The organism is Neobacillus sp. OS1-2 (genome assembly GCF_030915505.1).
GTDB lineage: Bacteria > Bacillota > Bacilli > Bacillales > Cytobacillaceae > Neobacillus.
In genome coordinates, this window is sequence record NZ_CP133265.1 from 3,218,327 (window position 1) to 3,240,043 (window position 21,717).

Genomic DNA, 21,717 nt, shown 5'->3' on the forward strand with positions numbered 1-21,717 from the left:
GGAGGTCATTAAAATGCCGAACATTGTTGATTTGAATACATTTGCCAACGGAGCTTTAGCAGAACGGTTTAACCAGGAATTACAAAAGGTAATGAATAACGTGGTAGACCCGAATACTGATCCCAATAAAGTCCGTAAAGTTACGATGACGGTCAGCATCAGTTCAGATGATAATCGGGAATTGTCCGACGTCAGCGTACAAGTAAAAAGCACCCTAGTACCTGCCAAGAACATCCAAACGAAAATCATTATGGATTATGACGGCCAAGGTAAAGTAACGGGGGCCGAATTAAAATCAGGCGCAAAAGGACAAACCTTTATTGATCAAGAAGGTGGTGTTTCTGACGATAAAGGCAATAAGATCATTGATTTAAGGCAACAACAATCTAAATAAAATCAAACAAAATCGGAGGAATGAAAAAATGATTAAAGACGCTCTTCAATACTTAATTAACCTTGGAAACGTAGAGACAAAAGAAATTGGTACCCAAACCTTTTCTACACAAAAATTACACTTGGTTCCAGCAGATAGGCCTAATGCTTTATCTGTCCGCAGTCTTACAGGATTAATAGATTACTTGATTTCTGGTTTCGATGCAGATCCACTGGGCGAAGCTAAAATGGTACATGTTGTTAGTCCGACAGAAGTAATTGCCTTTAGTTCATTCAATCGTGATTATGAACGAAATGATTATATTAAAGCGTCCGCTATGCTGCCGTCATTCTCATTTGATCGCTGGTATGATTCGGAAGAATTCAATATAAAATTACAATCAGCTTTTGTAGCGAATGAAGATAGAAATATTATGCTGCAGGTTGTTGGAAACATCCGCGAGGAAAATGTCCGGACAGTTGGTGACGATGGTGTTTCCCAAGCCGTTCAAGCTAAAGTAGGCATTGCGACTGTAGGCACAGTCCAAGTACCGAATCCTGTAATTTTAGCACCGTTCAGAACATTTGTAGAGGTCGGTCAGCCGGAATCCGAATTCATTTTCCGTATGAAGAATGGTCCGAGCTGCGCACTATTCGAAGCAGACGGTGGCGCCTGGAAGCTGGCAGCCATGAAAAACATCAAAGAATTTCTTCAAGGAGCCTTGGAATCTGAAATCGAAGCCGGAAAGATTGTCATTATCGCTTAATGAATGGGGGACCACTGGTCTGGTCCCCCTAACTTGTAAACAATTTTGTAAACAAAAAGGATGGTAAAGAAATGATTAATAATTTATGCAAAGAAGCGTATATCACAGCCAAATCAAAAGGGTGGCACGATGAACCAAAGGAGACCGGCACGATTTTATCTTTAATCCACAGTGAAGTTAGTGAAGCATTGGAAGCAGATCGCAAAGGTAATCAAGAAAATTTCGCTGAAGAGTTAGCCGATGTTTGTATCCGAGTCTTTGATTTGTGTGGATCCAGAGGGATTGATTTAGAAGCAGCGATTTCTAAAAAGATGGAATTCAACAAAACAAGATCTTACAAACATGGTGGGAAAAAGTATTAATGAGCAGCTGGAGATACGGCCGACCAAAGCAACTGAAAAAAGTTGTTTATTCCATGACAGAATCCACTTTATTGAAATTAATTGAAGTTCATGAAAGCCGTGGATGGATTAAAGAAGGTGACGTTAAAAAGCATGGTTATGGATTAGGCTGTTTAATGGTTTGGGGGAAGGAAAATATATGTCAAGACCTGAAATAAGCCAAATTGTAATAGATGAGTTTACTAGAATCATTGACTCCCAAGACGGAAAAGGCTTCACAAAGTATGGAAAATCCATTGATGATGCTATTGATTCCGATTATAACTGGGAGCTCATGGCTCTCGAAGAAACTGCTGATTTACAAAAATATTTAGTCCGCAGGATTAAAGAGTTAACAAAAGAGAATCATCTGTTAAAAACGGATAATAAATATTTGTCACTGAGATTAATAGAGTTTGGCAAATCAATGGTTTCTACTAAACCACCCTATATGGATTTAGACGATTAGGAGGACAGTCAACATGAGCGCTAGATGTGGAGTTTGTGGTGGGCATGGTTATGTGATCGATAAGCTAAAAAAAGAAGTGAAAATGGAATGTTGTGAGTGCAGTGTTACATGGGTCACGGATTCGAAAACTTGTCCTAAATGTAAAAAACCAAACGGTTTTGCAGTCGATGGAGTATACGCCCAATGTTATGCCGAGCATTTTAAATCAAGTTAACTAGATTTACTATCAAGATTATCACCTAAGAAAAAATAATTAACGGGGTGATTTTTATGTCAAAATGTTGTATCGAATGCAAGGAGCGTCCGGCTCGTTATTGGAGCAGTAACTTTTGTGAAGAGTGCTTTCGAAAATTGCTCCAAGAGAAGCTGAATGAGGATAGTAAAAAGTTAAAGGCAAAAACATGAAAAAGAAGGATTTCCCCATCATTATTCGCCGGCAACGGAAATATGAGGCGGAGCAAGCTATCAAGGACTTAGAGGCAAGAGGATTTATTCTTGTTTACCCTCTTACCGAACTTAAAAGAGACGGAAAAACTTTTACCAGGGATTCTTTCAATAGAAAAATATTTGTAGAAAATACTGAGAGCAGCTGCTGGATTGCAAAATTGAAAAGGGATTGTGATGAATAATATTTTTTTCATTACGTAAGGAGCAGCTGAAAGGTGGTCTTAACTGATGGTTAATAAGCGTAAGAGAAAAAGACGGCTTAGAAAAGCAATTGCCGAACGAAAAAGGGATAGGCTAGTTCGTGTGTTTCGCAATATCTTTGTGAAAGAAGGCATCTTGAAACCATGAGAGATTATCTGAATTCTGTCGAGAAAAATCAATTCATGGTTATGAACTCAGTTTTGCAAATGGCGATTGGAATTAGAAATCAAGGCGCAGATGGTCCTAAACTCCAGACTATGCGAGAAGAATGGTCAAAACGCGAGAATTTGTCTAAGGATGAACATAAAAGCTTGAAAATGGCAGAAACGTATTTAAGCAAATTTATCATGTCCGTGTATAACCGGCTTAGCCCAAAAGAGCAGGAGCAGATCCAAAAGAAACTAATGAAATATGATTTTAAACTCGTTGATGATTATACGCTAAAACAAGTTAACAGAGACATTAAGGATAAAATGGCCAATGCGGTTATGCCGCGACAGCAGTTTTATGACTGGTGCGTGGACATCATGGAAGTGAAATGCAATGGCTGCTCAAAGGACTGGAATACGTGTCCGCTGTATCAAGTGTTTGATGATAATTTCGTCCCGGAATCAGGATTCGATTGCTCTAATTGTAAATATGCTTATTCCAATAATTAGACCATTTTGTCGAACTTTGTTCGGATTAGAATCAAATTGTGGCGTAAAAGGAGATTGTGAAAAATGAATGATTCTTATGATGATGTAGTAAAGAAATTAGCTGATTTAGATGTTAAATACCTTAATTTACATCGTGATTGGAGAAAAGAAAAAACCGAAAGAATACGCTATGAAAAGGAAAACGAAATGTATTTAGACACACTTGCTGATGTTAGGGATGAATTGCTTGATTATGTTGACGTAAACAATCGTTGTGGAGATATGTTAGCTTGTACAGTTTCGCAACCTACATGTATGAAATGTTTAGCAAAAAATATCAAAGGTGTTATTGAACAACTACAAAACAAATTAAATCACTTTATGAATGATGCTGAAACTAAGCAAGAAATCATCTATAAACTTCAAAGAGAAAATGAGCGATTAAGGACAAAAAATAACAACTTGATTAAGGAATATGGGGTAGAAGTTGTTTTAGATTAATGTCGTATTTCGAACAAATTGTGACATAGAGAGGATGAAGGATAAATGAATTTGAGTGATACCAAAGTATTCATTCCCGAAGTGCCAAAAGAATGGATACAAAGGACACGTGCAGGTCACACGAATATTTGGAACGATAGTTTTTACAAGAATGAATTGCCTGAAATTAAACTTAATCCTCCGATCCGTGGTTTGTACGCAGAAAGATTCGATGATGGCTGGTATTGGGTTTGCGGGTGCAGCAAATGTCTTGGAAATAACGAGCCTTATCCATACATCGTGTGCGACGAACACAATCGTTGCGAAACTTGCGGTATTTATAGAGACGAGTTAGAAGGCAAAACGGCTTGGGGTGTACAAGGCGGCTGGCAATGCGATACTTGTCACACAAAAGAACATAACGATAGAAAAACAGCTGCTATTGAATCAGCCAGGGAACGAGGGCATTCGGAAGATGATTGTTATGATATAGACAAAATTATCTGCCCTCTTTGTGGTACAGAAAATTCAAGTGATGATATCTATGAAAATGATGAATTGACTTGCTACGTCTGTGATACTGAATTCAATGTTACAGTCGAATATGAGCCGAAATATACTTCCAGTTTTAAAAAGTAATATCAACTTTCGAAATAATTGAACCAAAATTAGATGTAACGAAAGGAGGATAAACATGAAAGATGACTGGGTTCTAAGGTTGCGAGAAGAATCAAAAGAAGAAGATATGATGGGGGATTATTATCTTGCGGCAGAAGATAGTGAGGAATTTGACTGGCTTACTCAAGATTTGAGTAAAGCTTTGATAATTGCAAATAAAGAATCACATATAGAGAACTTGAGGATACATGAACAGTTAATTCATGAACGATTTGGCAATGATGCTATTTGCAATTTTGGCTATACAAATATTATGAAACATTTTGAATTTGTTGAAGTTGAGTTTGGAATAGTTTAATGCACAGTTCGATGAAAAAAACAAATAAGAAAGGATGAATATTTTGGAATTTACTAAAGAATTAAATATTGCAATTGGTTGTGTAATGGCTAGCCATTTAGAAATGAAAGAAAAGCGTGTAGTAATTGATTCGTTAAGGCAGATGGAAGCAAAAATCGAAAAATATAAAGAAACGGCGAAAACAGTAGAGCCAAATAAATTTAATCCGTGTGAACGTTGTGATTTTCCTTATGCTGAAGAAACTTTAAAGGATATATTTTTGTGTGATGATCGTATAGCAGAATTGGAAAATGAAAGCCATGAGAAATAAAAAGGATGGTCTACATGGCAAATCCTAATCCATATAAAGGAGAAATGATTATGGAAATTGAGCATGAGGAATTATTAGAACGAGTCAATAAGGCTCTTGGCCGTGATAACAAAAATAGAAGTTTCATAGTAACTATTGAAGATTTAGTGGATCATATTGAAAAAGTGGGAAAAGAATGTGGATTACTCGAAAGCAACTAACCAACAACTCTACGAGATTGCTAATAATGAAAACAGTCGCATGATAGAAAGGTATGCAGCAGCTAAAGAGTTACAAAGAAGAAAGGTGAAGGGCAAAAAATGATTGAATATATCTGTCCTGAATGTGATGTCCATGAGTTAGATATAGAAATCATCCCTAAGAAGAAATGTCCAAAGTGCCAGAAGATGATGATAGTTGAGGAAAACGAATAAAAGCCAGGATTTCTCCCAGCTGGTAAATACTCGTCAAGTATATTTTACCATATGGGGGTGTCCTAGTGTCAGTTGTAATTTTAATTGGAGACAAGGAAATACAAGAAACTGTAATCAAGGATTTAAAAGATTATAAAGCGCTAAAGGTAAAATTTGAGAACATTAAAGAGAGACAAGCAGTCGGTGCCAATAATTTATTTACCCCTTTGACGAAAACTGAAACATTTGATGAATTAAAAGCACGACAAATCGAAAGGGCTTTGACCCAATCGCTTGATCCTATCGAAAGAAAAATCATTGAAATTAAATACTTAAATACTCACCAACAGGAACTTACTGATTTAGAAATTTATTTATCGTTAGGTCTTTATAAAGGGAAATACTACTCTAAAAAAAGAGAAGCAATTCGGCAACTTGCAAAAGCACTTGGATATATCTAAGTGCTTTTTGTTTTGACAAAAAAGGACAAATTTCGAACAAAAAGTATACCAAAATTTGCACCAAATTGGGGACCTTTTTTTATTGAAAATTTTTATACGATTATCTCAAGAAGAAGAACAAGAACAACAACTTCTTGGGAGACGCATCTTTCCCTTATCAAAGGTGTACTCGATCAGCTGATGGTGATTATCACCTTAGCAGCATTATGTCTGCATAGGTTGAGGGCGAGGCATGGAGGTAAAAGCACTCTGTTATTTATTCCTATTAAGCGATTAGCATAAGGTGGGATTGATTAAAAAACTTTTTACTCCACTCCTGGTTGCAGCAATTAAACCATGCGTATTGTATGCAGCTCATACCCGTACCCTCCTGGGCAACGGTGATCCCAATCGCTAAAGGAGTGGATCGGGACGGTACGCCATCCACCGAAGTGAGAGATGGTTTTACTTTACTTTCCAAACCAAGTCACCTGCTATAGGTGGCTTTTTATTTTTAGTAAAAAGGAAGGTGAGTTCCATGAACCTTGTTCAACCCATAAAGGATAAAGAACAACTCCAAGAAATCAAACAATGGTTAAAGGAAAGAAATGAACGAAATTATATTCTATTCTTATTAGGGATTCATACAGGATTTCGAGTTTCAGATATTCTTAGACTTAGGGTGAAGGACGTACAAGGTTGGAACATCTTCATAAAAGAAAAAAAGACCAAGAAACCAAAAGACGTCAAAATGTCGAATGAGTTAAAGAAAGCCATTCGAAATTATATAAAAGATAAACCCAAAAACGAATTCCTTATTAAGAGCAGAAACGGAAAAAACAAACCTCTTTCAAGGGGTATGGCATATATAATCATGCAGCAGATTGCTGATGAGTTTGGATTAGAAAGGTTGGGAACACATTCGCTTCGGAAGACGTATGGCTACAATCATTATATAAAATTTAAGGATGTGGCTAGTCTTCAAGAGATGCTTAACCATAGTCACCCAAAAGAAACCTTACGATATATCGGTATAAATCAAGACAATTTAAATAAGCAGCAGAGCAAAATTGATTGGTAGCTTTCTTTTTTTGTGTATATGAATTAACTACAAAAAGGTATATGTCTAATTCATTTTTTAGGTAGTTCATAAACACCGTCAGGACGCTCATATAAGCCTTTTAATGAATTATACACAATATGTATTGTAGATAATTCAAAGGGGTAAAATGAGCCAAATTTGAAGCGAAAACGAACATTAATTGATTAGTGTTTTTTAATTTAATTTAAAATGTTTGGAGGCAGGGTACAATGAAATTAATTAAGCAAGGGTATGACGGTAAGCCTTTGTTTTAAGAACTAATTAATGTAGATGGTGAATTCTTAAAAGGTTCCATAAACAATAACAAATTACGTGTTAATCAATTCATGGGTGGAGCTCCAATCCGTTCTGAGGTATTAGACATAGATACTATTAATAGATTCATAGATGAGTTGTCTAAAATAAAAGAGAGAGTGTCAAAATGAAAGATTATGCCAAGAAGTTCTATAAGTCCAAGGCGTGGAAGAAGTGTAGAACTTCATACTTCGCTTCCAAGTATGGATTGTGTGAACGATGTGCCGGTCCGGGTAAGATTGTTCATCATGTTAAGTACATTACTCCAGAGAACATAACAGATCCAAACATTACCTTGAATCACGGCAACCTTGAGCTGCTATGCCAGGACTGTCATAACAAGGAACACCATGAGAGATATAATGCGACTGCTTATGGCTTAATGTTCGATATAAACGGGGATTTGGTTAGAAAATAAAAATATTTTTAATTTATTTTAAATTTTTTTCAAAATCCTAGCCCCCCCTAAATATTTTTTGAAATTTTTATTACGGAGACCGATGAGTGGAGGTTCCGTGAACGCACGGGGTATTTTTGTAAGGCCCCCACCCCAAAAACTAGGACCTTTTTTGGAAAATGGAGGTGATTTTTTGGCGAATGTAAAAAAAGATAGATTGATAAAAAAGGAAATAAAAAGACTTACCGAACTTTTCAAGAACTTAGAAGAAAATAAAAAGTCAGCTGTTGAAGGCCTTATTCAAGAGGCGGCATTTATGCGTGTGACTTTGGCAGAGTTAAAAGAGGACATTAACACAAAGGGACCTATCGACGAAATGGAACAAGGTGTTTACACTATATTAAGGGCAAGTCCTTCTGTGACAACTTATAACTCAATGATCCAGCGTTATACAACAGTAATGAAAGAAATTTTAAATCTTTTTCCTAAAAAAGAAGCTCCATGTATTGATGATGATGGATTCGAATCTTTCGTGATGGATAGATGAAGCCGCGAAGACAATACCCCTTATCTTATAATCCGATTATCGATTACTACAATAAGATTGAATCTGGTGAAGAAGTTGTAGGGGAAAAGGTAAAAAGGATTTATAAAAAGCTCGTAGATGATATATATGATCAGTGTTCTGTGTATGAATATAATACAAAGCGTGCTAATCATGCTATTGAATTCATAGAAAACTTCTGCAAGCATTCAAAAGGTAAATGGGCAGGGGAACCGATTGATCTAGAATTATGGCAGCAAGCATTTTTAGCAGCTACATTTGGATTCATCCACAAATTAGACGGCACACGTAAATATCGTGAGGTCTTTTTAGTCGTTGCTCGGAAAAATGGTAAATCCACATTATCTTCTGGTATATGCTTATACCTGCAGGTTGCTGATGGTGAGGGTGGAGCAGAAGTTTATGCGGTGGCCACAAAAGAAAAGCAGGCTAAAATCGTTTGGTCAGAAGCAAAGCGTATGGTTAAGAAATCTCCTGTCCTTTCTAAGAGAATGAAAACACTTGTGAAGGAAATCAATGCAGATTTTAATGACAGTACATTTCAGCCGGTTGGGAGTGACAGTGATACACTTGACGGTCTTAACGTTCATGGAGCTTCACTAGATGAGATTCATGCTTGGAAAGATAAGAATCTCTATGATGTTATTGTGGATGGCACATCTGCACGGGAACAACCCCTCATCCTCATGATCACGACAGCCGGCACCGTCCGGGAATCTGTTTACGATATGAAATATGAAGAGGCTGAAAGGCTGTTACTTAGCCTTGATGATGAAAATGCATATACGGACGATCGGTTCCTACCTATTATTTATGAACTTGATAACAGACGAGAATGGACAGATCCGGCAACATGGAAAAAGGCTAATCCTGGACTTGGAACCATTAAGAAAATTGATAACTTAGAATCTAAGGTGAACAAAGCAAAGGAAAATCCTTTACTTGTCAAAAACTTGCTCACTAAGGATTTTAATATCCGGGAAACGTCCAGTGAAGCATGGTTAACATTTGAACAATTAGAAAATAAAGCAACTTTTGAAGCTAATGTTTTACGTCCTAATTATGGGATTGGCGGTGTGGATTTATCCAAGACCACTGACTTAACAGCGGCAAAGGTTATTTTTATGCGGCCAGATGATTCCAACATCTATGTTTTGCAAATGTATTGGCTGCCGGAGGATTTGATTGAGCAACGCTCAGATGAAGATAAAATTCCTTATAATCGTTGGCACGATCAAGGTTTATTACGAGCAAGTCCTGGCAACAGCATTCATCCTAAGCTTGTAACAGAATGGTTCTTAGAAATTAGAGACGAGTATGGAATTTACCTTCCATGGATTGGTTATGATGCTTGGTCAGCTGATTATTGGGTTGAAGAAATGGTTGGTTACTTCGGAAAAGAAGCCATGATTCCAGTTTACCAAGGAAAGAAAACCCTATCGGGGCCCATGTATCTTCTTGAGAAGGAACTCGAAGCAAAAAGAATTATTTATAATAACAATCCTATTGATAAATGGTGCTTATCCAATACAGCTGTCGATATTGATAAGAACTTAAATATTCAACCAAGTAAAACTAACAGCAGTCGTAGAAGAATTGATGGGACTGCAGCATTATTGAATTCATATGTAATTTTACAAGAAAAGAAAAATGATTATCTAAACATGATTTAAAGGGGGTGATAATTTGGGATTGTTTGAAAAAATGTTTGGTAAAAGGCCGAAAGAAACTATTGTTACACGTTACGAAATGGTAAACGACAGTGGCGGAGGTTTCTATTCTTGGAATGGTAATCTATATCAAAGTGATATCGTCCGTTCTTGTATTCGTCCAAAAGCAAAAGCTGTCGGAAAATTAGTCTCTAAACATGTTCGGGATAATGCTGCAGAATTTAAAATAAATCCTGACCCATATTTACGGTTTATCCTAGAAGAACCGAACCCTTTAATGACAGGACAAGTCATGCAGGAAAAATTAGCTACACAATTAGAGCTTAATAATAATGCATTCGCTTATATTAAGCGCGATGAGTTAGGCTATGCAACTGAAATTTATCCTATTCCTTGTGTATCAATCGATGTGGTTGAAAATTCGCATGGCGATATTTTTCTAAAGTTTTATTTCCGAACTGGAAAAACTATGACAGTACCTTATGTGGATGTCATCCACTTGCGGAAAGATTTCAACGATGATGACTTTTTTGGGGACCATCCGGGCCAAGCGTTAGCGCAATTGATGGAGGTTGTAACAACTACTGACCAAGGAATTGTGAAGGCCATTAAAAATAGCGCCATTATTAAATGGATTTTAAAGTTTAAATCCGTTCTAAAACAAGAGGATATAGATTCGCAGGTTCAAAACTTTGTTAAAAATTACTTAAATATTGATAATGTGAATGGTGGAGCTGCTTCTTCGGATCCACGTTACGACCTTGAACAGGTAAAACAAGAATCTTTTCTTCCTGATTCAAAGCAAATGCAAGAAACCATTCAAAGAATTTACAACTTCTTTAATACAAACGATAAAATTATTCAAAGTAAGTACAGTGAGGATGAGTGGAACGCATATTATGAATCAGAAATCGAGCCGTTAGCGATGCAGCTTGCTGGGGAATTTACCAGGAAGCTTTTTTCACGTCGTGAAAGAGGGTTTGGGAACAAGATTATTTTTGAATCCTCAGCTTTGCAGTATGCTTCCATGTCAACAAAGATGAATTTAGTTCAGATGGTAGACAGAGGGGCCATGACACCTAATGAATGGCGTTCTATTCTCTCTCTTGGTCCAATCGAGGGCGGAGATAAGCCTATTCGCCGTTTAGATACAGCATTAGTGAAAGATGGAAACGATACTGGAGGAGGTGAGAAAAAAAATGACGATAAAAACGGAAAAACGGAACCTGGTACCGGGGAAAGTTGAAATTAGAGAAAGCGAAAATGGTAGCCGTACCATTTCCGGATATGCAGTAAAGTGGGAAATGAAATCTTATACGATGGGATATTGGCGGAGATTCAAAGAGCAGTTTAAAAGGGGAGCCTTTACCGATTCACTAACAGCAGATGACCAATTAGCTTTATGGAGTCATGATATATCACAGGTGTTAGGCAGAACAAAAAACGGAACACTTCGATTGTTTGAGGATGATATCGGCCTCCGATTTGAACTGGACTTACCTAATACCACACTTGGAAATGATGCGTTTGAAACAATCAAACGAGGTGATGTTGACGGCGTTTCATTTGGATTTCAAATGGCCAAGGAAGAATGGGATGAGTCGGACCCAGACAACATCGTTCGAAGTGTAACCAAAGCTAAATTAGTAGAAATTAGTCCTGTTGCCTTTCCGGCCTATCCGGATTCGCAGGTGTCAGCTCGTTCACATGACCCATATAAGGTGTATGTGGAAGAAAGAAATCAACGAGATTTACGAAAAAAACTTATTTTAAAAACTTATCTTTAGAGGAGATGTTCAAATGAATCGATTACAAGAAATCCAAACTCGCATGACTGAGATTCGTACCCTATTAGAAAGTGATCAGCAAGTAGATTTAGCAGCACTAGACCAGGAGCTTCGTGATTTAACTGCAGAACGTACACAAATTGAAACTCGTCAACGTCTTTTGGATGAGGCACGCGCAATTAATAATGGTACTTCAACAGAAACGCGTACAATCGAAACCTTTAATGCCAATCCACAGGAACAACGTGAACTAGGCACCGATTCAACGGAATATCGTCAGGCATTCATGAACTACGTTCTTCGCGGTGAAGCTATTCCGGCTGAACTACGTGCAAACGCAACAACTAAGACAGGCGATATTGGTTCAGTGATTCCACAAACTGTTTTAAATAAAATTGTGGAAAAACTTGAAGCGGTCGGAATGATTCTTCCGCTCGTCACTCGCACAGCAATTAAAGGAGGAGTAAGCGTTCCAACTTCTGCAGTCAAACCAGTTGCTTCATGGGTTGCTGAAGGTGCTGGAAGTGACAAACAAAAGAAAACTGCAGGGTCTATCACATTTAGCTATCATAAACTTCGCTGTGCTGTAGCCGTATCCCTTGAAGTTGATACTATGGCACTACCAGTCTTTGAATCAACCTTAATCAATAATGTTGTAGAAGCAATGACTAAGGCTATTGAGCAAGCAATCATCAGCGGAACAGGTGTTGGTCAGCCAAAAGGTATTCTTACTGAAAATCCTGCTGCTGGACAAGCTTTGGATGTCGCCAAAATTGAATACAAAACACTTACTGATGCAGAAGCAGCATTGCCACTTGAGTATGAATCAAACGCAGTATGGGTAATGACTAAGAAAACATTCATGGGCTTTACGGCTATGACTGATGCTGACGGCCAACCAATTGCACGCACTAATTATGGAATTAGCGGCAAGCCAGAGCGTTCTCTATTGGGTCGTTCTGTTGTCCTTTGCAACTATATTGACAGCTTTTCAACTGCTGATACAGGAGAAGCTTTCGCATTCTTGTTCAACTTCTCTGATTACATCCTAAACACTAACTATCAGATGGGTGTTAAAAAGTATGAAGATAATGAAACTGATGATCTAGTAACAAAAGCAATCATGATTGTGGATGGTAAGGCAGTAGATGTTAACTCGCTAGTGGTCCTTAAGAAAGCTGCTGCAGCTTAAGGAGGGTATTTTAAATGAAGCTGGTAGTTATAAAATCATTTATCGATAAAGAAACTCAAATAGGTTATAACGCGGGCAACACGTATGAATCATCTGATTCGGAACGTGTTGCCTTTTTACAAAGTAAAGGTTTTTTACACAGTGAACCTAAAAAGGAAAGCAAGAAAAAACAAAAAGATGGTGAATAACCATGCTAAATGATGTTAAATTAGCATTGCGTATTTCTCATAATGCTTTGGACGGAGATATAACTGATTCAATCGAAGCGGCCCGACAGGATCTTCAACTGTCGGGTATTTCTTCAATAAAAGCGAATGATGATGCGGATCACTTGATTAAACGGGCAATTAAAACATATTGCAAAGCTGAATATGAAGAGGATGTTCAAAAGGCTGAAAGATTTCGATTGTCTTATGATTTATTAAAAAACCATCTATCATTAGCTGGTGATTATAAAGAAGGTGTTCCAGTTGAATGATATTTTATTTTTCCCCATCATCACAACTGTGGAGGACAATCTTGGACAAGTCGAAGAAATTGAGGATTTTAGTAGACAGGTATTCTGTGAGAAAAAAAGTGTACCTCAATCAGAGTTTTTTGCAGCTGGTCAAAGTGGCATTAAAGCATCCTGCGTTTTGATAGTCCACACAATGGATTACCAGGAAGAAACTAAGGTGAAATATCGTGATAAAATATACTCCATTTATCGCACATATGAAACCAAGGATGAAAAAATCGAACTTTTTTGCGAGGTGAAAGCTGGTGTCTAGTATTAATGCTATAGCGGCTGAAATCGCTAGAGAACTTAATCGATACTCTCATCTTGTGGATGAAGAGGTTGAGGTAGCGAAGGAAGAAGTTGCTGATGAACTCGTATCAACCCTAAAAGCAAGTTCGAACACTAAGAAAACAGGCAAATACAATAAAGGTTGGCGTGTAAAAAAAGTCGGTAATAAACTTATCGTCCACAATAAGACTAGCTACCAGCTGACTCACCTGTTGGAAAAGGGTCACGTTAAAAGAGGCGGCGGCAGGGTTGCAGCTAAAGTTCATATTCGGCCAGTTGAACAACAAGCAATTGAAAATTATTTAGAAAAAGTAGAGCAGGCGATTAGACAATGACACTTGCTGAATTTAAAAAAATACTTGATGCCGCAGGTTATCCTGTGGCTTATTCGCATTTTACGCTGACTACTGATAAGCCGGTACCGAGCCCGCCTTATATTTGTTATCTAGAGACTGCATCCACAAACTTATTTGCAGATAACAAGATCTATAAAAAAATCATTGATGTGGATATTGAACTATACACGACAAAAAAAGACTTAGCAGCTGAAGCAAAACTTGAAGCTATTCTTGATGTTAATGAAATTCCATATGAAACATCTGAAACATTCATAGAATCAGAACAATTATTTCAAAAAATATACGAAGTGAGGTTGTTATAAATGCCAGAAAACAAAGTAGTCTTTGGCCTAAAAAATGCACACTATGCTGTTATTACTGAAGACGTAGACGGTACTTATACTTATGGTGTACCTGTTAGGTATCCAGGCGCCACTGCATTAACCTTGGAACCAAAAGGCGAAACCACCGACTTTTACGCAGATGATATTTTGTATTACACATCTTCGACTAACCAAGGGTATGACACAAAATTAACGGTTGCAAATGTCCCAGAAGCTTTCCGTAAGGATGTACTAGGGGAAATTCTGGATGAAACGGATAAGGTATTAAAAGAAGTTAACACCGCAAAATCAAAGAAAATCGCATTCCTTTTTGAATTTGACGGAGACGTTAAAGGAATCCGGCATGCCTTATACAGTTGTTCGGTTTCTCGTCCCGGTATTTCCAGTAACACAAAAACAACATCATCAGAGCCAGGAACAACCGAACTATCACTTGTTGCCGGCCCGCGTCCATCAGATGGGGTTGTAAAGATTTCGACAACAGCTGATACAGTTGCGTCGGTCTATGATGCTTGGTATACGGCTGTGTATGAAAAAGCAGGTGTTTAATAGATGGAAAAAACAATAGTAATTGATAATAGGCCGGTACGCTTTAAGAGTACCGGTGCAACTCCTTTACGTTACAAAGCGCAATTTCATAAAGACTTTTTCGTTGATATATTAAGATTAAATTCTCTTAAAAAGCTTAATGCAGGTGAAGATTTAACAGCAAAAGACATTGAATTAGTAGATTTTGATGTCCTTTATAATATTACATGGGTGATGGCAAAAACAGCGGATTCAACTCTACCAGAGCCTTTAGAGTGGCTTGACAGTTTTGATGTTTTCCCATTGATGGATATTGTTCCACAGATACAGGATCTAATAGGAGCTTCCCTTCAGTCAAAAAAAAAGTCGAATCATCCGGCGAACAACAGGAAATATCAACAGAAACATTCTTAGTGCTTTGTAATCGATGTGGACTAACTAATTTCGACTTGGAGCAAATGACAATTGGCATGTGTTTAGATTTCATTGAGGAATTCATAGAAATGAATAAGCCTGAAAATGAAAAGATCCGCAATGCATCTCAATCAGATTTCGACGCGTTTTAAAGTGAGGTGAGATTATGGCAAGTAATATTAAAGGGATTACGGTTGAAATTGGCGGCGATACGGTCGGGTTACAAAATGCCCTTAGGGATGTTAACAAGAAAAGTAAAGATCTACAGTCAGAATTAAAAAGTGTGGAACGGCTGCTTAAATTTGACCCCGGTAATACCGAGTTAATAGCCCAGCAGCAACAAATATTAGCTGAGCAAGTCGCTAATACCTCTGAAAAATTAGATCAACTGAAAGCGGCTCAAAGCCAAGTAGAAGAGCAGTTTCAGAGAGGCGATATCGGGGCAGACCAATATAGAGCATTCCAGCGTGAAATTGTCGCAACAGAAGGGCAATTGAACGGATTAAGAAGAAGGCTTTCACAGGTCGGAGATAATACCTCTATTACTGAAGTGCAGCAAGATATGCAGCAACTCGGTAACGATACCGAGGAGGCTCAAGGTTCCGTTAAGGAATTAGGCGGTGAGTTAGCAGGTCTTGCGGGTGGTTTAGCGGCTGGCTTGGGGATTAAAGAAGTCATTGAAAAAGCCTTAGATACTTCTTCCCTAGATACCAAAATTGATATTTCTTTTCAGGTTCCCGAAGAATCAACACAAGCTATTAAAAATGCACTTTCGAGTGTGGAAGTTTATGGTGTTGAAGCTGAAGGAGCGCTTGAAGGAGTTAGGCGGCAATGGGCTTTAAATATTAATGAAACGGATAAACAAAATGCTGCCATTATTAAAAGTGCCGGGGCAATTTCTGCTGCCTATGGTGATATTGATTTTAATGAACTAATTCAAGAGTCAAATGAAATGGCTGCTAACTTGGGAATGTCTCAAGAAGAAGCACTCGGAATGACTAACGCACTTTTGAAAATGGGATTCCCATCCGACCAATTAGATATCATAACTGAATATGGTTCACAACTTTCAAGGGCTGGCTATAATGCTCAAGAAATCCAAGGAATTTTTGCTGCAGGGGTCGAAACAGGTACTTGGAACATTGACGTACTTTTAGATGGTTTAAAAGAAGGTCGAATTAAAGTGGCTGAGTTTGGATTTTTAGTACCGGAGGCAATATCTGACATAATTGAAGGTACTGATCTATCTGCTTCACAGTTTATGGAGTGGGGTAAAGCTGTTGCAAGTGGTGGTGAAGGCGGTAAAAAGGCTATGCAAGAGGTTGCGTCTGCCTTATTAAATATTAAAGACGAAACCACGAGAAATGCCCTTGGTGTTCAGATTTTCGGGACACTATGGGAAGAAAATGGCACGAAAATAACAGATACCATATTGAATGCAGAAAAAAATACAGGGGATTTAAAAGCCAATCAGGATTTATTAAATGAATCGGTTAAAGCATTGGACTCGGATCCAGCGGTTCAATTACAAACAGCTTTATCGAATATGCAAACATCCCTCACTCCTTTGCTCACGGATATAGCAAATATGGTTGCAAAGGTCGCTGAATGGGCGGCGGAGAATCCTACTCTTACGGCCACTATAACAGCAATAGTAACTGTTATAGGTATATTAGTTGGGGTAGGTATGGCTTTAGCGGGAGTAATGGGTATGTTATCGGTTGCATCGATTGCGTTGAACATTGGAATGCTTCCTTTGACGCTTATTATCCTTGGAATAATTGCAGCAATAGCTGCACTCATTGCAATATGTGTCCTTCTTTATAAAAACTGGGATACTATTAAAACTAAGGCTGGCGAACTTGGACAATCAGTAAAAGAAAAGTTTCAAGATATAAAAGAAGGAATTAAGAGCGCAATTAAGGAAGCTGTTTCATTTGTGGGTGATCAGATTGAAAAAATAAAAGGTTTTTTCAGTGGATTATCGCTAAAATTACCGCATATTAAACTTCCTCATTTCGGATTAAGCGGTAAATTTAGTTTAGCTCCTCCGAGTATTCCGAAGGTAACAGTAGACTGGTATAAAAACGGAGGCGTATTCCCAGCCAATAGCCCTAGATTAGTAGGTATGGGGGATGCAAACGTTCCAGAGGCAGCTATACCATTATCTGATTCCGTTTTGGGTAAAATTGCTGGGATGATAGGGGATAGGATGGACGGAGGGCAAGGAATTGTTATTCAACAAATGATCGTCCGCGAAGAAGCCGATATCCAAAAGATTGCTAGAGAACTTTATAATCTCACCAAATCAAATGCCCGCGGGAAAGGAGTGGTCATGCTGTGATACTACTTGATGGCATTCCAATCAGTCATTGGGGATTACAAATACAAAAAGAGCATGATCACCCTGCGGTATCAGACTTACGAAGCAGGACGATGGCCATTCCTGGGATGGACGGAGAATGGGATTTTGGGTCCGAATCGGGTCCTAAACCTTTTAACTTTCCACTTGGTTTTATCGAATATGACATGTATGAGAAGCAGCGAAGGTTAAATGAATTCGTTGCTTTTTTGTTTGATCATTATGGAAAGCCGAGGGAAATGAAACTATCATTTGAATATGAACCCGATAAATATTATTTTGTGAAGCTTTCGAATGGATTTACCCCGCGAAGAATATTCGGGTTTGCGTTTTTTGATTTACCACTGATTGCCTATAAACCTAATAAGAGGTTCATAGTTCCATCTGACAAAATTGTAATGGATTCAGACATACCGATCATGAGTGATTTATTGTGGGATACCGGATTTAGTAATAGAAAAATAACGGGTCCACAATCATTTGAAATTATTAATAACGGTTGGATTGTAATTCCGTTTTCATTTCGGATGGAGGGCAGCGGTAACGATGTAGTTTTTAAAGCGAATGGAAAAACGATGACGTTTCAATCGTTTATAAATAAAACATACGAAGTTACAGAAAATTACACAGTGAAAGTGGATGGTGTCACTAATTTAACATCCACAAATGGAGTGTTTCTTGAATTATTTCCAGGTGTAAATAAAATCACTGTGGAGGGCAGCAATTTAGATCTAACTATCAGCGAGAGCTTAACATACCAATACAAATAAGGAGGATGTGAGATGGCAGATGCTCCTAAGATTTTAGGTACCGACAGCCTTAGACAGGCTTACCCTAAATTAAATAGTGCTATCAATAATAGCAATGAAGCATTAAATAAATCGGCTACAGCTGAGACAAATTCAACGGCTGCAGTTAATACAGCGAACCAAGCAAATGAAAAATCAGATGATACACAAACCCAACTAAATGCGGTTGTTAACCGTGCAACTGATTCGGATGCCATGTCTGCCCAAGCAGCTGTCGATGCAAAGGGCATTAACAAGGGGAATTTAAAGCAAAGAATAGATGATGATTACAACGAGCTTAGTGCGTCTTTGGCACAAAATACGACCGAAATTACAAAAATAAAAGAAGACAATGCAATTAGCCCAGAAAAATTTACGGGAACGGATTTTCAAAAGGTTCAAGCAGCTTTGGATTACGCTATTGCTAATGATGTATCCATCAAATTTGCAAAGATTTACAATATCACTGGTGCAGGAGCTTTAAGTATTAACAAAGCAAATGGTTCATGGGATTTAGATAGACGGGTTCTTTTCCTTCAAGGTGTTGGCGGCGGTATCCGCAAAGACGATGGTGGTTTTATATTTACCGCACCTTATCAAAATGTTGGTGATATAAACGTAAACGGGCTAAAGTATTACAGTGTCGCCGGTGTGGGGACGAAGGTATGGGATTGTGATAAAATCATCCGCGTAACCTCTATGAATTGCAAATACTTAAATGTGGATACAGTAGCTTCAGCAGCTAATCAATACTGCCAAACTATGAAATTCATAAAAGACCATGTGACTGGTGGGAACGATTGGGCATTTGAATTCAAGGAATCTTGGGACACTGAGATTGATTGTTTGATTGAAGCTAGGCAAAATGGCATTAGAAATACAGTAGGGTTGGCAAAGGTTCAAAACAATAATCTCAAAATCACTGGTGTTATTGAAGGTCTTTCAGGAATCGCGGTGCAGTTAGGCAGCTGTTATGGTTTGGAGATTAGTGGTTATTTCGAGAAAAACCACGGAGGTCATATCGACCTGCAAAGCTTAGATCAACACTTTCAATATGGCGTTCTCATCATGAAAAACACATTTTCGATGACTCCAGACCAAATCACGAATAATGTCCCTGCAGTTAAAATGGGCAAAATTTTTACAGGAGGCACTAATGGAGTTACCAGCATTAGCAATATCTGTAACGGGATTTTATATAACACATACGCTAATGAAGGTGGATGGATAACCGGTATAGCAGATAGAGCAATTACTAATATAACAGGGCGTCCAGGTCATTATCTTCAACTAACACAACCAAAAACTGCTACAGCTTCTGCAGGGGACTATATAACGTGGGGACCAATGTCTAAACAAAATATTAAATCAGCAACTTTGTCATTTGCAGCAAATGAAACTAAGACTATTGATTTGGTAGCAGATCCACCTGCATTAGCTGGCGACCCTATAAGCTTCTCTCTTACTAATTCTGCTAATTTTCGTGTAGAAGGCCATGAAGTCATTACAAATGCTGTGAGAGTTCATATCACTAACAAAACTGCTACAGCTGCAAATACAGTGGTCACTATGAGTTTACTGAAGTTATTTTAAAAAAAGATTAACAGCCCCTATCAAAAATGCTAATATTTAGTAGATGAAATATTAAGGGGCTAAATTATGAAAAAATTAAACAACTTACAGCTTATTAGAGGTATTGCAGCAGTGTACGTCTTGTTATTCCATACCTCAGGATTGTTGCAGTCTTATCTAAACTACGATTATGCATATGGCATTTTCAAATTCGGTGATGCCGGAGTGGATATGTTCTTTGTTTTGAGTGGATTCGTCATTTACTATGTCCACAATAAGGATATTGGGGCACCAGAAAAAGTAAAATCGTTTTTTAAAAAAAGGATTATCAGGGTTTACCCGATTTATTGGGTGGTTTTGATTTGTCTTGTCCCTGTTTACTTTATAATTCCTACCTTCGGGTCTGACAGCGTATTGAATCCACTCAATCTAGTTAAGTCGTTTGTATTGATACCACAGCCTGAGGAAAATTTACCTTTGAATGTTGCATGGTCATTAAGCTACGAAATTCTTTTTTACTGCATGTTTGGATTGTTGATTGCGTTAAAAAGGAAATTGGTTTTGCCGATCGTGTTGCTGTGGATGGGTGGAACATTCGTTCATTTTATAATTCAAAGCATAATAGGATATGTAGATAGTTCCTGGATAAATTTTGTATTCAATCCGTTCAATCTGGAATTTCTAAGCGGTGTGTTAATTGCTCACCTCGTGTTGAAGAATTACACGAAAAATGGATTGGTTTTTATTGTGCTGGGGTTATGCGGCGCGGTTGTTGCTTGGATCAATAAAAGCTACAGTTTTGTAGAATTACATCGAGTTATTGAATATGGTCTGCCATTTGCTTTCATCATTTATGGGGCAGTGTCCTATGAAATTGAGCGGCAAACAAATCCATCAAAACTATTTGTTTACCTGGGAGACGCCTCGTACTCAATTTACTTGATTCATTATCCGATGCTTTCGGTGGTAAATAAACTATTTTTGGCTGTAAATGTATATTCCATCATCGGACCGTTTCTTGCAGCGACAATAATGATAATCAGTACAATCATTGCCGGTTGTACTTTCCACTCATTAATTGAAAAACCGCTGTTAAAATTTCTTAATAAAGCTTTGTATTCAAAAAATCAAACTAGCACAAGAAATGTAAAGTCAGCATAAAATTCACAATTGGAACATAAGCCGTCGTAGTGAAAATAAAAAAAGAGGGATTAATCCCCCTTAATAGCAGTGTCCAATTCCGCAATGATAGACTGTGTTCCGTCGTAGATTTTTAATAAAGTAGGAAGTACAGATAAACCCGATTCCTTAAAAACAAAATCAACCGTTGTGTTTTGAAGAAAATTATTATCATATGGTGTGGGATTAATGAAGTCAATGGTTGTATTCCCATACTTTATAGGCGCGCCAAAACCCTCAAAGGTACAATTAATAAAAGTTGCTCCACCTATTTTTCCATACGCGATATGGGTGGATAATTTTCGGGTTTGCTTTTCCAAATTACGATGTTTATTGTTGTTAACAAGCTTATTAAATAGAGGTAACCAATAATCATTTCCCGTGATAAATGGTTGTCGACTTTCAAAAATTTCTATGATATCAGGTCGCTCTGATCTCAATTGAGGAAACTTTTTATCTAATTGCTTGTCAAAATAAGATTTGTTATCAAACAAAGGGAAATTGATTCTTTTTTGTGCAGATTCGA

The 21,717-nt window shown here is 37.8% G+C and carries 33 protein-coding genes; 32 read left to right on the forward strand and 1 reads right to left on the reverse strand.

Going from position 1 to position 21,717, the window contains the following annotated elements; genetic code table 11:
- Positions 1 to 13 precede the first annotated feature (13 nt).
- From RCG19_RS15935 to RCG19_RS16095, 32 genes are all read left to right on the forward strand, one after another.
- Positions 14 to 394 carry a replication terminator protein gene (locus tag RCG19_RS15935; protein ID WP_308107929.1) on the forward strand — a complete coding sequence of 127 codons (381 nt, stop codon included), beginning with the start codon at positions 14 to 16 and terminating at the stop codon, positions 392 to 394.
- Between the two features lie 28 nt (positions 395 to 422).
- On the forward strand, positions 423 to 1,139 hold the full coding sequence (locus tag RCG19_RS15940) for a hypothetical protein (protein ID WP_308107930.1): 717 nt from the start codon (positions 423 to 425) through the stop codon (positions 1,137 to 1,139).
- A gap of 71 nt (positions 1,140 to 1,210) precedes the next feature.
- Positions 1,211 to 1,501, forward strand: coding sequence for a MazG nucleotide pyrophosphohydrolase domain-containing protein (locus RCG19_RS15945; RefSeq protein WP_308107931.1), 291 nt, complete (start codon positions 1,211 to 1,213; stop codon positions 1,499 to 1,501).
- Positions 1,501 to 1,698, forward strand: a complete 198-nt coding sequence (locus tag RCG19_RS15950; protein WP_308107932.1) for a hypothetical protein — start codon at positions 1,501 to 1,503, stop codon at positions 1,696 to 1,698. The genes RCG19_RS15945 and RCG19_RS15950 overlap by 1 nt, the downstream gene beginning before the upstream one ends.
- Positions 1,680 to 1,988, forward strand: coding sequence for a hypothetical protein (locus RCG19_RS15955; protein ID WP_308107933.1), 309 nt, complete (start codon positions 1,680 to 1,682; stop codon positions 1,986 to 1,988). Before RCG19_RS15950 ends, RCG19_RS15955 begins: the two co-directional genes overlap by 19 nt.
- Positions 1,989 to 2,001: 13 nt before the next feature.
- Entirely contained in the window at positions 2,002 to 2,202 is a 201-nt protein-coding gene (locus tag RCG19_RS15960) for a hypothetical protein (RefSeq protein ID WP_308107934.1), read from the forward strand.
- A 187-nt stretch (positions 2,203 to 2,389) separates the two neighbouring features.
- The gene (locus tag RCG19_RS15965; protein WP_308107935.1) at positions 2,390 to 2,617 is read left to right on the forward strand and encodes a hypothetical protein; all 228 of its coding nucleotides are present in this window, start codon (positions 2,390 to 2,392) and stop codon (positions 2,615 to 2,617) included.
- 162 nt (positions 2,618 to 2,779) lie between these two features.
- Positions 2,780 to 3,295, forward strand: a complete 516-nt coding sequence (locus tag RCG19_RS15975) for a DUF5651 domain-containing protein (RefSeq protein ID WP_308107937.1) — start codon at positions 2,780 to 2,782, stop codon at positions 3,293 to 3,295.
- Between the two features lie 63 nt (positions 3,296 to 3,358).
- The gene (locus RCG19_RS15980; RefSeq protein ID WP_308107938.1) at positions 3,359 to 3,775 is read left to right on the forward strand and encodes a hypothetical protein; all 417 of its coding nucleotides are present in this window, start codon (positions 3,359 to 3,361) and stop codon (positions 3,773 to 3,775) included.
- Between the two features lie 45 nt (positions 3,776 to 3,820).
- The gene (locus tag RCG19_RS15985; protein WP_308107939.1) at positions 3,821 to 4,393 is read left to right on the forward strand and encodes a hypothetical protein; all 573 of its coding nucleotides are present in this window, start codon (positions 3,821 to 3,823) and stop codon (positions 4,391 to 4,393) included.
- 55 nt (positions 4,394 to 4,448) lie between these two features.
- A complete protein-coding gene (locus tag RCG19_RS15990) occupies positions 4,449 to 4,730 on the forward strand; it encodes a hypothetical protein (protein WP_308107940.1) in 282 nt (93 codons plus the stop codon).
- A gap of 43 nt (positions 4,731 to 4,773) precedes the next feature.
- Complete coding sequence (locus RCG19_RS15995) at positions 4,774 to 5,040, forward strand: hypothetical protein (protein WP_308107941.1); 267 nt, start codon at positions 4,774 to 4,776, stop codon at positions 5,038 to 5,040.
- A 14-nt stretch (positions 5,041 to 5,054) separates the two neighbouring features.
- Entirely contained in the window at positions 5,055 to 5,240 is a 186-nt protein-coding gene (locus RCG19_RS16000; protein ID WP_308107942.1) for a hypothetical protein, read from the forward strand.
- 278 nt (positions 5,241 to 5,518) lie between these two features.
- Positions 5,519 to 5,893: an ArpU family phage packaging/lysis transcriptional regulator gene (locus RCG19_RS16005; RefSeq protein WP_308107943.1), complete on the forward strand. Its 375-nt coding sequence runs from the start codon at positions 5,519 to 5,521 to the stop codon at positions 5,891 to 5,893.
- Between the two features lie 517 nt (positions 5,894 to 6,410).
- The gene (locus tag RCG19_RS16010) at positions 6,411 to 6,953 is read left to right on the forward strand and encodes a tyrosine-type recombinase/integrase (RefSeq protein WP_308107944.1); all 543 of its coding nucleotides are present in this window, start codon (positions 6,411 to 6,413) and stop codon (positions 6,951 to 6,953) included.
- A gap of 442 nt (positions 6,954 to 7,395) precedes the next feature.
- Complete coding sequence (locus tag RCG19_RS16015; protein WP_308107945.1) at positions 7,396 to 7,686, forward strand: HNH endonuclease; 291 nt, start codon at positions 7,396 to 7,398, stop codon at positions 7,684 to 7,686.
- A gap of 172 nt (positions 7,687 to 7,858) precedes the next feature.
- Positions 7,859 to 8,212 carry a hypothetical protein gene (locus tag RCG19_RS16020; RefSeq protein WP_308107946.1) on the forward strand — a complete coding sequence of 118 codons (354 nt, stop codon included), beginning with the start codon at positions 7,859 to 7,861 and terminating at the stop codon, positions 8,210 to 8,212.
- Complete coding sequence (locus RCG19_RS16025) at positions 8,209 to 9,903, forward strand: terminase large subunit (protein WP_308107947.1); 1,695 nt, start codon at positions 8,209 to 8,211, stop codon at positions 9,901 to 9,903. Before RCG19_RS16020 ends, RCG19_RS16025 begins: the two co-directional genes overlap by 4 nt.
- 13 nt (positions 9,904 to 9,916) lie before the next feature.
- Entirely contained in the window at positions 9,917 to 11,146 is a 1,230-nt protein-coding gene (locus tag RCG19_RS16030) for a phage portal protein (RefSeq protein ID WP_308107948.1), read from the forward strand.
- Entirely contained in the window at positions 11,100 to 11,687 is a 588-nt protein-coding gene (locus tag RCG19_RS16035; protein WP_308107949.1) for an HK97 family phage prohead protease, read from the forward strand. The genes RCG19_RS16030 and RCG19_RS16035 overlap by 47 nt, the downstream gene beginning before the upstream one ends.
- A 13-nt stretch (positions 11,688 to 11,700) precedes the next feature.
- Positions 11,701 to 12,879: a phage major capsid protein gene (locus tag RCG19_RS16040; RefSeq protein WP_308107950.1), complete on the forward strand. Its 1,179-nt coding sequence runs from the start codon at positions 11,701 to 11,703 to the stop codon at positions 12,877 to 12,879.
- A gap of 14 nt (positions 12,880 to 12,893) precedes the next feature.
- Entirely contained in the window at positions 12,894 to 13,067 is a 174-nt protein-coding gene (locus tag RCG19_RS16045) for a hypothetical protein (RefSeq protein ID WP_308107951.1), read from the forward strand.
- Positions 13,068 to 13,069: 2 nt separating this feature from the next.
- On the forward strand, positions 13,070 to 13,357 hold the full coding sequence (locus RCG19_RS16050; protein ID WP_308107952.1) for a head-tail connector protein: 288 nt from the start codon (positions 13,070 to 13,072) through the stop codon (positions 13,355 to 13,357).
- The gene (locus tag RCG19_RS16055) at positions 13,350 to 13,649 is read left to right on the forward strand and encodes a phage head closure protein (protein ID WP_308107953.1); all 300 of its coding nucleotides are present in this window, start codon (positions 13,350 to 13,352) and stop codon (positions 13,647 to 13,649) included. Before RCG19_RS16050 ends, RCG19_RS16055 begins: the two co-directional genes overlap by 8 nt.
- Entirely contained in the window at positions 13,642 to 14,001 is a 360-nt protein-coding gene (locus RCG19_RS16060; RefSeq protein ID WP_308107954.1) for an HK97 gp10 family phage protein, read from the forward strand. Before RCG19_RS16055 ends, RCG19_RS16060 begins: the two co-directional genes overlap by 8 nt.
- Positions 13,998 to 14,327: a hypothetical protein gene (locus RCG19_RS16065; RefSeq protein WP_308107955.1), complete on the forward strand. Its 330-nt coding sequence runs from the start codon at positions 13,998 to 14,000 to the stop codon at positions 14,325 to 14,327. Before RCG19_RS16060 ends, RCG19_RS16065 begins: the two co-directional genes overlap by 4 nt.
- Entirely contained in the window at positions 14,328 to 14,897 is a 570-nt protein-coding gene (locus RCG19_RS16070) for a major tail protein (RefSeq protein ID WP_308107956.1), read from the forward strand.
- 3 nt (positions 14,898 to 14,900) lie between these two features.
- Positions 14,901 to 15,290: a hypothetical protein gene (locus RCG19_RS16075; protein WP_308107957.1), complete on the forward strand. Its 390-nt coding sequence runs from the start codon at positions 14,901 to 14,903 to the stop codon at positions 15,288 to 15,290.
- A 166-nt stretch (positions 15,291 to 15,456) separates the two neighbouring features.
- Positions 15,457 to 17,634: a phage tail tape measure protein gene (locus RCG19_RS16080; RefSeq protein ID WP_308107958.1), complete on the forward strand. Its 2,178-nt coding sequence runs from the start codon at positions 15,457 to 15,459 to the stop codon at positions 17,632 to 17,634.
- A complete protein-coding gene (locus tag RCG19_RS16085; protein ID WP_308107959.1) occupies positions 17,631 to 18,422 on the forward strand; it encodes a phage tail domain-containing protein in 792 nt (263 codons plus the stop codon). Before RCG19_RS16080 ends, RCG19_RS16085 begins: the two co-directional genes overlap by 4 nt.
- Before the next feature lie 12 nt (positions 18,423 to 18,434).
- The gene (locus tag RCG19_RS16090; RefSeq protein ID WP_308107960.1) at positions 18,435 to 20,033 is read left to right on the forward strand and encodes a hypothetical protein; all 1,599 of its coding nucleotides are present in this window, start codon (positions 18,435 to 18,437) and stop codon (positions 20,031 to 20,033) included.
- 66 nt (positions 20,034 to 20,099) lie between these two features.
- Complete coding sequence (locus tag RCG19_RS16095) at positions 20,100 to 21,173, forward strand: acyltransferase family protein (protein WP_308107961.1); 1,074 nt, start codon at positions 20,100 to 20,102, stop codon at positions 21,171 to 21,173.
- Between the two features lie 50 nt (positions 21,174 to 21,223).
- Here RCG19_RS16095 and RCG19_RS16100 read toward each other — a convergent pair whose 3' ends face one another.
- Positions 21,224 to 21,685 carry a hypothetical protein gene (locus RCG19_RS16100; RefSeq protein WP_308107962.1) on the reverse strand — a complete coding sequence of 154 codons (462 nt, stop codon included), beginning with the start codon at positions 21,683 to 21,685 and terminating at the stop codon, positions 21,224 to 21,226.
- Between the last annotated feature and the right edge of the window lie 32 nt (positions 21,686 to 21,717).

Excerpts from the sequence above, each read along its gene's own strand:
- RCG19_RS15935 (WP_308107929.1), top strand. The coding sequence starts at position 14 with ATGCCGAACATTGTTGATTTGAATACATTTGCCAACGGAGCTTTAGCA.
- RCG19_RS16000 (WP_308107942.1), top strand. The coding sequence starts at position 5,055 with ATGGCAAATCCTAATCCATATAAAGGAGAAATGATTATGGAAATTGAG.
- RCG19_RS15985 (WP_308107939.1), top strand. The coding sequence starts at position 3,821 with ATGAATTTGAGTGATACCAAAGTATTCATTCCCGAAGTGCCAAAAGAA.
- RCG19_RS16010 (WP_308107944.1), top strand. The coding sequence starts at position 6,411 with ATGAACCTTGTTCAACCCATAAAGGATAAAGAACAACTCCAAGAAATC.
- RCG19_RS16065 (WP_308107955.1), top strand. The coding sequence starts at position 13,998 with ATGACACTTGCTGAATTTAAAAAAATACTTGATGCCGCAGGTTATCCT.
- RCG19_RS15960 (WP_308107934.1), top strand. The coding sequence starts at position 2,002 with ATGAGCGCTAGATGTGGAGTTTGTGGTGGGCATGGTTATGTGATCGAT.
- RCG19_RS16045 (WP_308107951.1), top strand. The coding sequence starts at position 12,894 with ATGAAGCTGGTAGTTATAAAATCATTTATCGATAAAGAAACTCAAATA.
- RCG19_RS16090 (WP_308107960.1), top strand. The coding sequence starts at position 18,435 with ATGGCAGATGCTCCTAAGATTTTAGGTACCGACAGCCTTAGACAGGCT.
- RCG19_RS16035 (WP_308107949.1), top strand. The coding sequence starts at position 11,100 with ATGACGATAAAAACGGAAAAACGGAACCTGGTACCGGGGAAAGTTGAA.
- RCG19_RS15965 (WP_308107935.1), top strand. The coding sequence starts at position 2,390 with ATGAAAAAGAAGGATTTCCCCATCATTATTCGCCGGCAACGGAAATAT.
- RCG19_RS16080 (WP_308107958.1), top strand. The coding sequence starts at position 15,457 with ATGGCAAGTAATATTAAAGGGATTACGGTTGAAATTGGCGGCGATACG.
- RCG19_RS15975 (WP_308107937.1), top strand. The coding sequence starts at position 2,780 with ATGAGAGATTATCTGAATTCTGTCGAGAAAAATCAATTCATGGTTATG.
- RCG19_RS16095 (WP_308107961.1), top strand. The coding sequence starts at position 20,100 with ATGAAAAAATTAAACAACTTACAGCTTATTAGAGGTATTGCAGCAGTG.
- RCG19_RS15980 (WP_308107938.1), top strand. The coding sequence starts at position 3,359 with ATGAATGATTCTTATGATGATGTAGTAAAGAAATTAGCTGATTTAGAT.
- RCG19_RS16075 (WP_308107957.1), top strand. The coding sequence starts at position 14,901 with ATGGAAAAAACAATAGTAATTGATAATAGGCCGGTACGCTTTAAGAGT.
- RCG19_RS16040 (WP_308107950.1), top strand. The coding sequence starts at position 11,701 with ATGAATCGATTACAAGAAATCCAAACTCGCATGACTGAGATTCGTACC.
- RCG19_RS16070 (WP_308107956.1), top strand. The coding sequence starts at position 14,328 with ATGCCAGAAAACAAAGTAGTCTTTGGCCTAAAAAATGCACACTATGCT.
- RCG19_RS15990 (WP_308107940.1), top strand. The coding sequence starts at position 4,449 with ATGAAAGATGACTGGGTTCTAAGGTTGCGAGAAGAATCAAAAGAAGAA.
- RCG19_RS16015 (WP_308107945.1), top strand. The coding sequence starts at position 7,396 with ATGAAAGATTATGCCAAGAAGTTCTATAAGTCCAAGGCGTGGAAGAAG.
- RCG19_RS15955 (WP_308107933.1), top strand. The coding sequence starts at position 1,680 with ATGTCAAGACCTGAAATAAGCCAAATTGTAATAGATGAGTTTACTAGA.
- RCG19_RS15940 (WP_308107930.1), top strand. The coding sequence starts at position 423 with ATGATTAAAGACGCTCTTCAATACTTAATTAACCTTGGAAACGTAGAG.
- RCG19_RS15945 (WP_308107931.1), top strand. The coding sequence starts at position 1,211 with ATGATTAATAATTTATGCAAAGAAGCGTATATCACAGCCAAATCAAAA.
- RCG19_RS15950 (WP_308107932.1), top strand. The coding sequence starts at position 1,501 with ATGAGCAGCTGGAGATACGGCCGACCAAAGCAACTGAAAAAAGTTGTT.
- RCG19_RS16050 (WP_308107952.1), top strand. The coding sequence starts at position 13,070 with ATGCTAAATGATGTTAAATTAGCATTGCGTATTTCTCATAATGCTTTG.
- RCG19_RS16025 (WP_308107947.1), top strand. The coding sequence starts at position 8,209 with ATGAAGCCGCGAAGACAATACCCCTTATCTTATAATCCGATTATCGAT.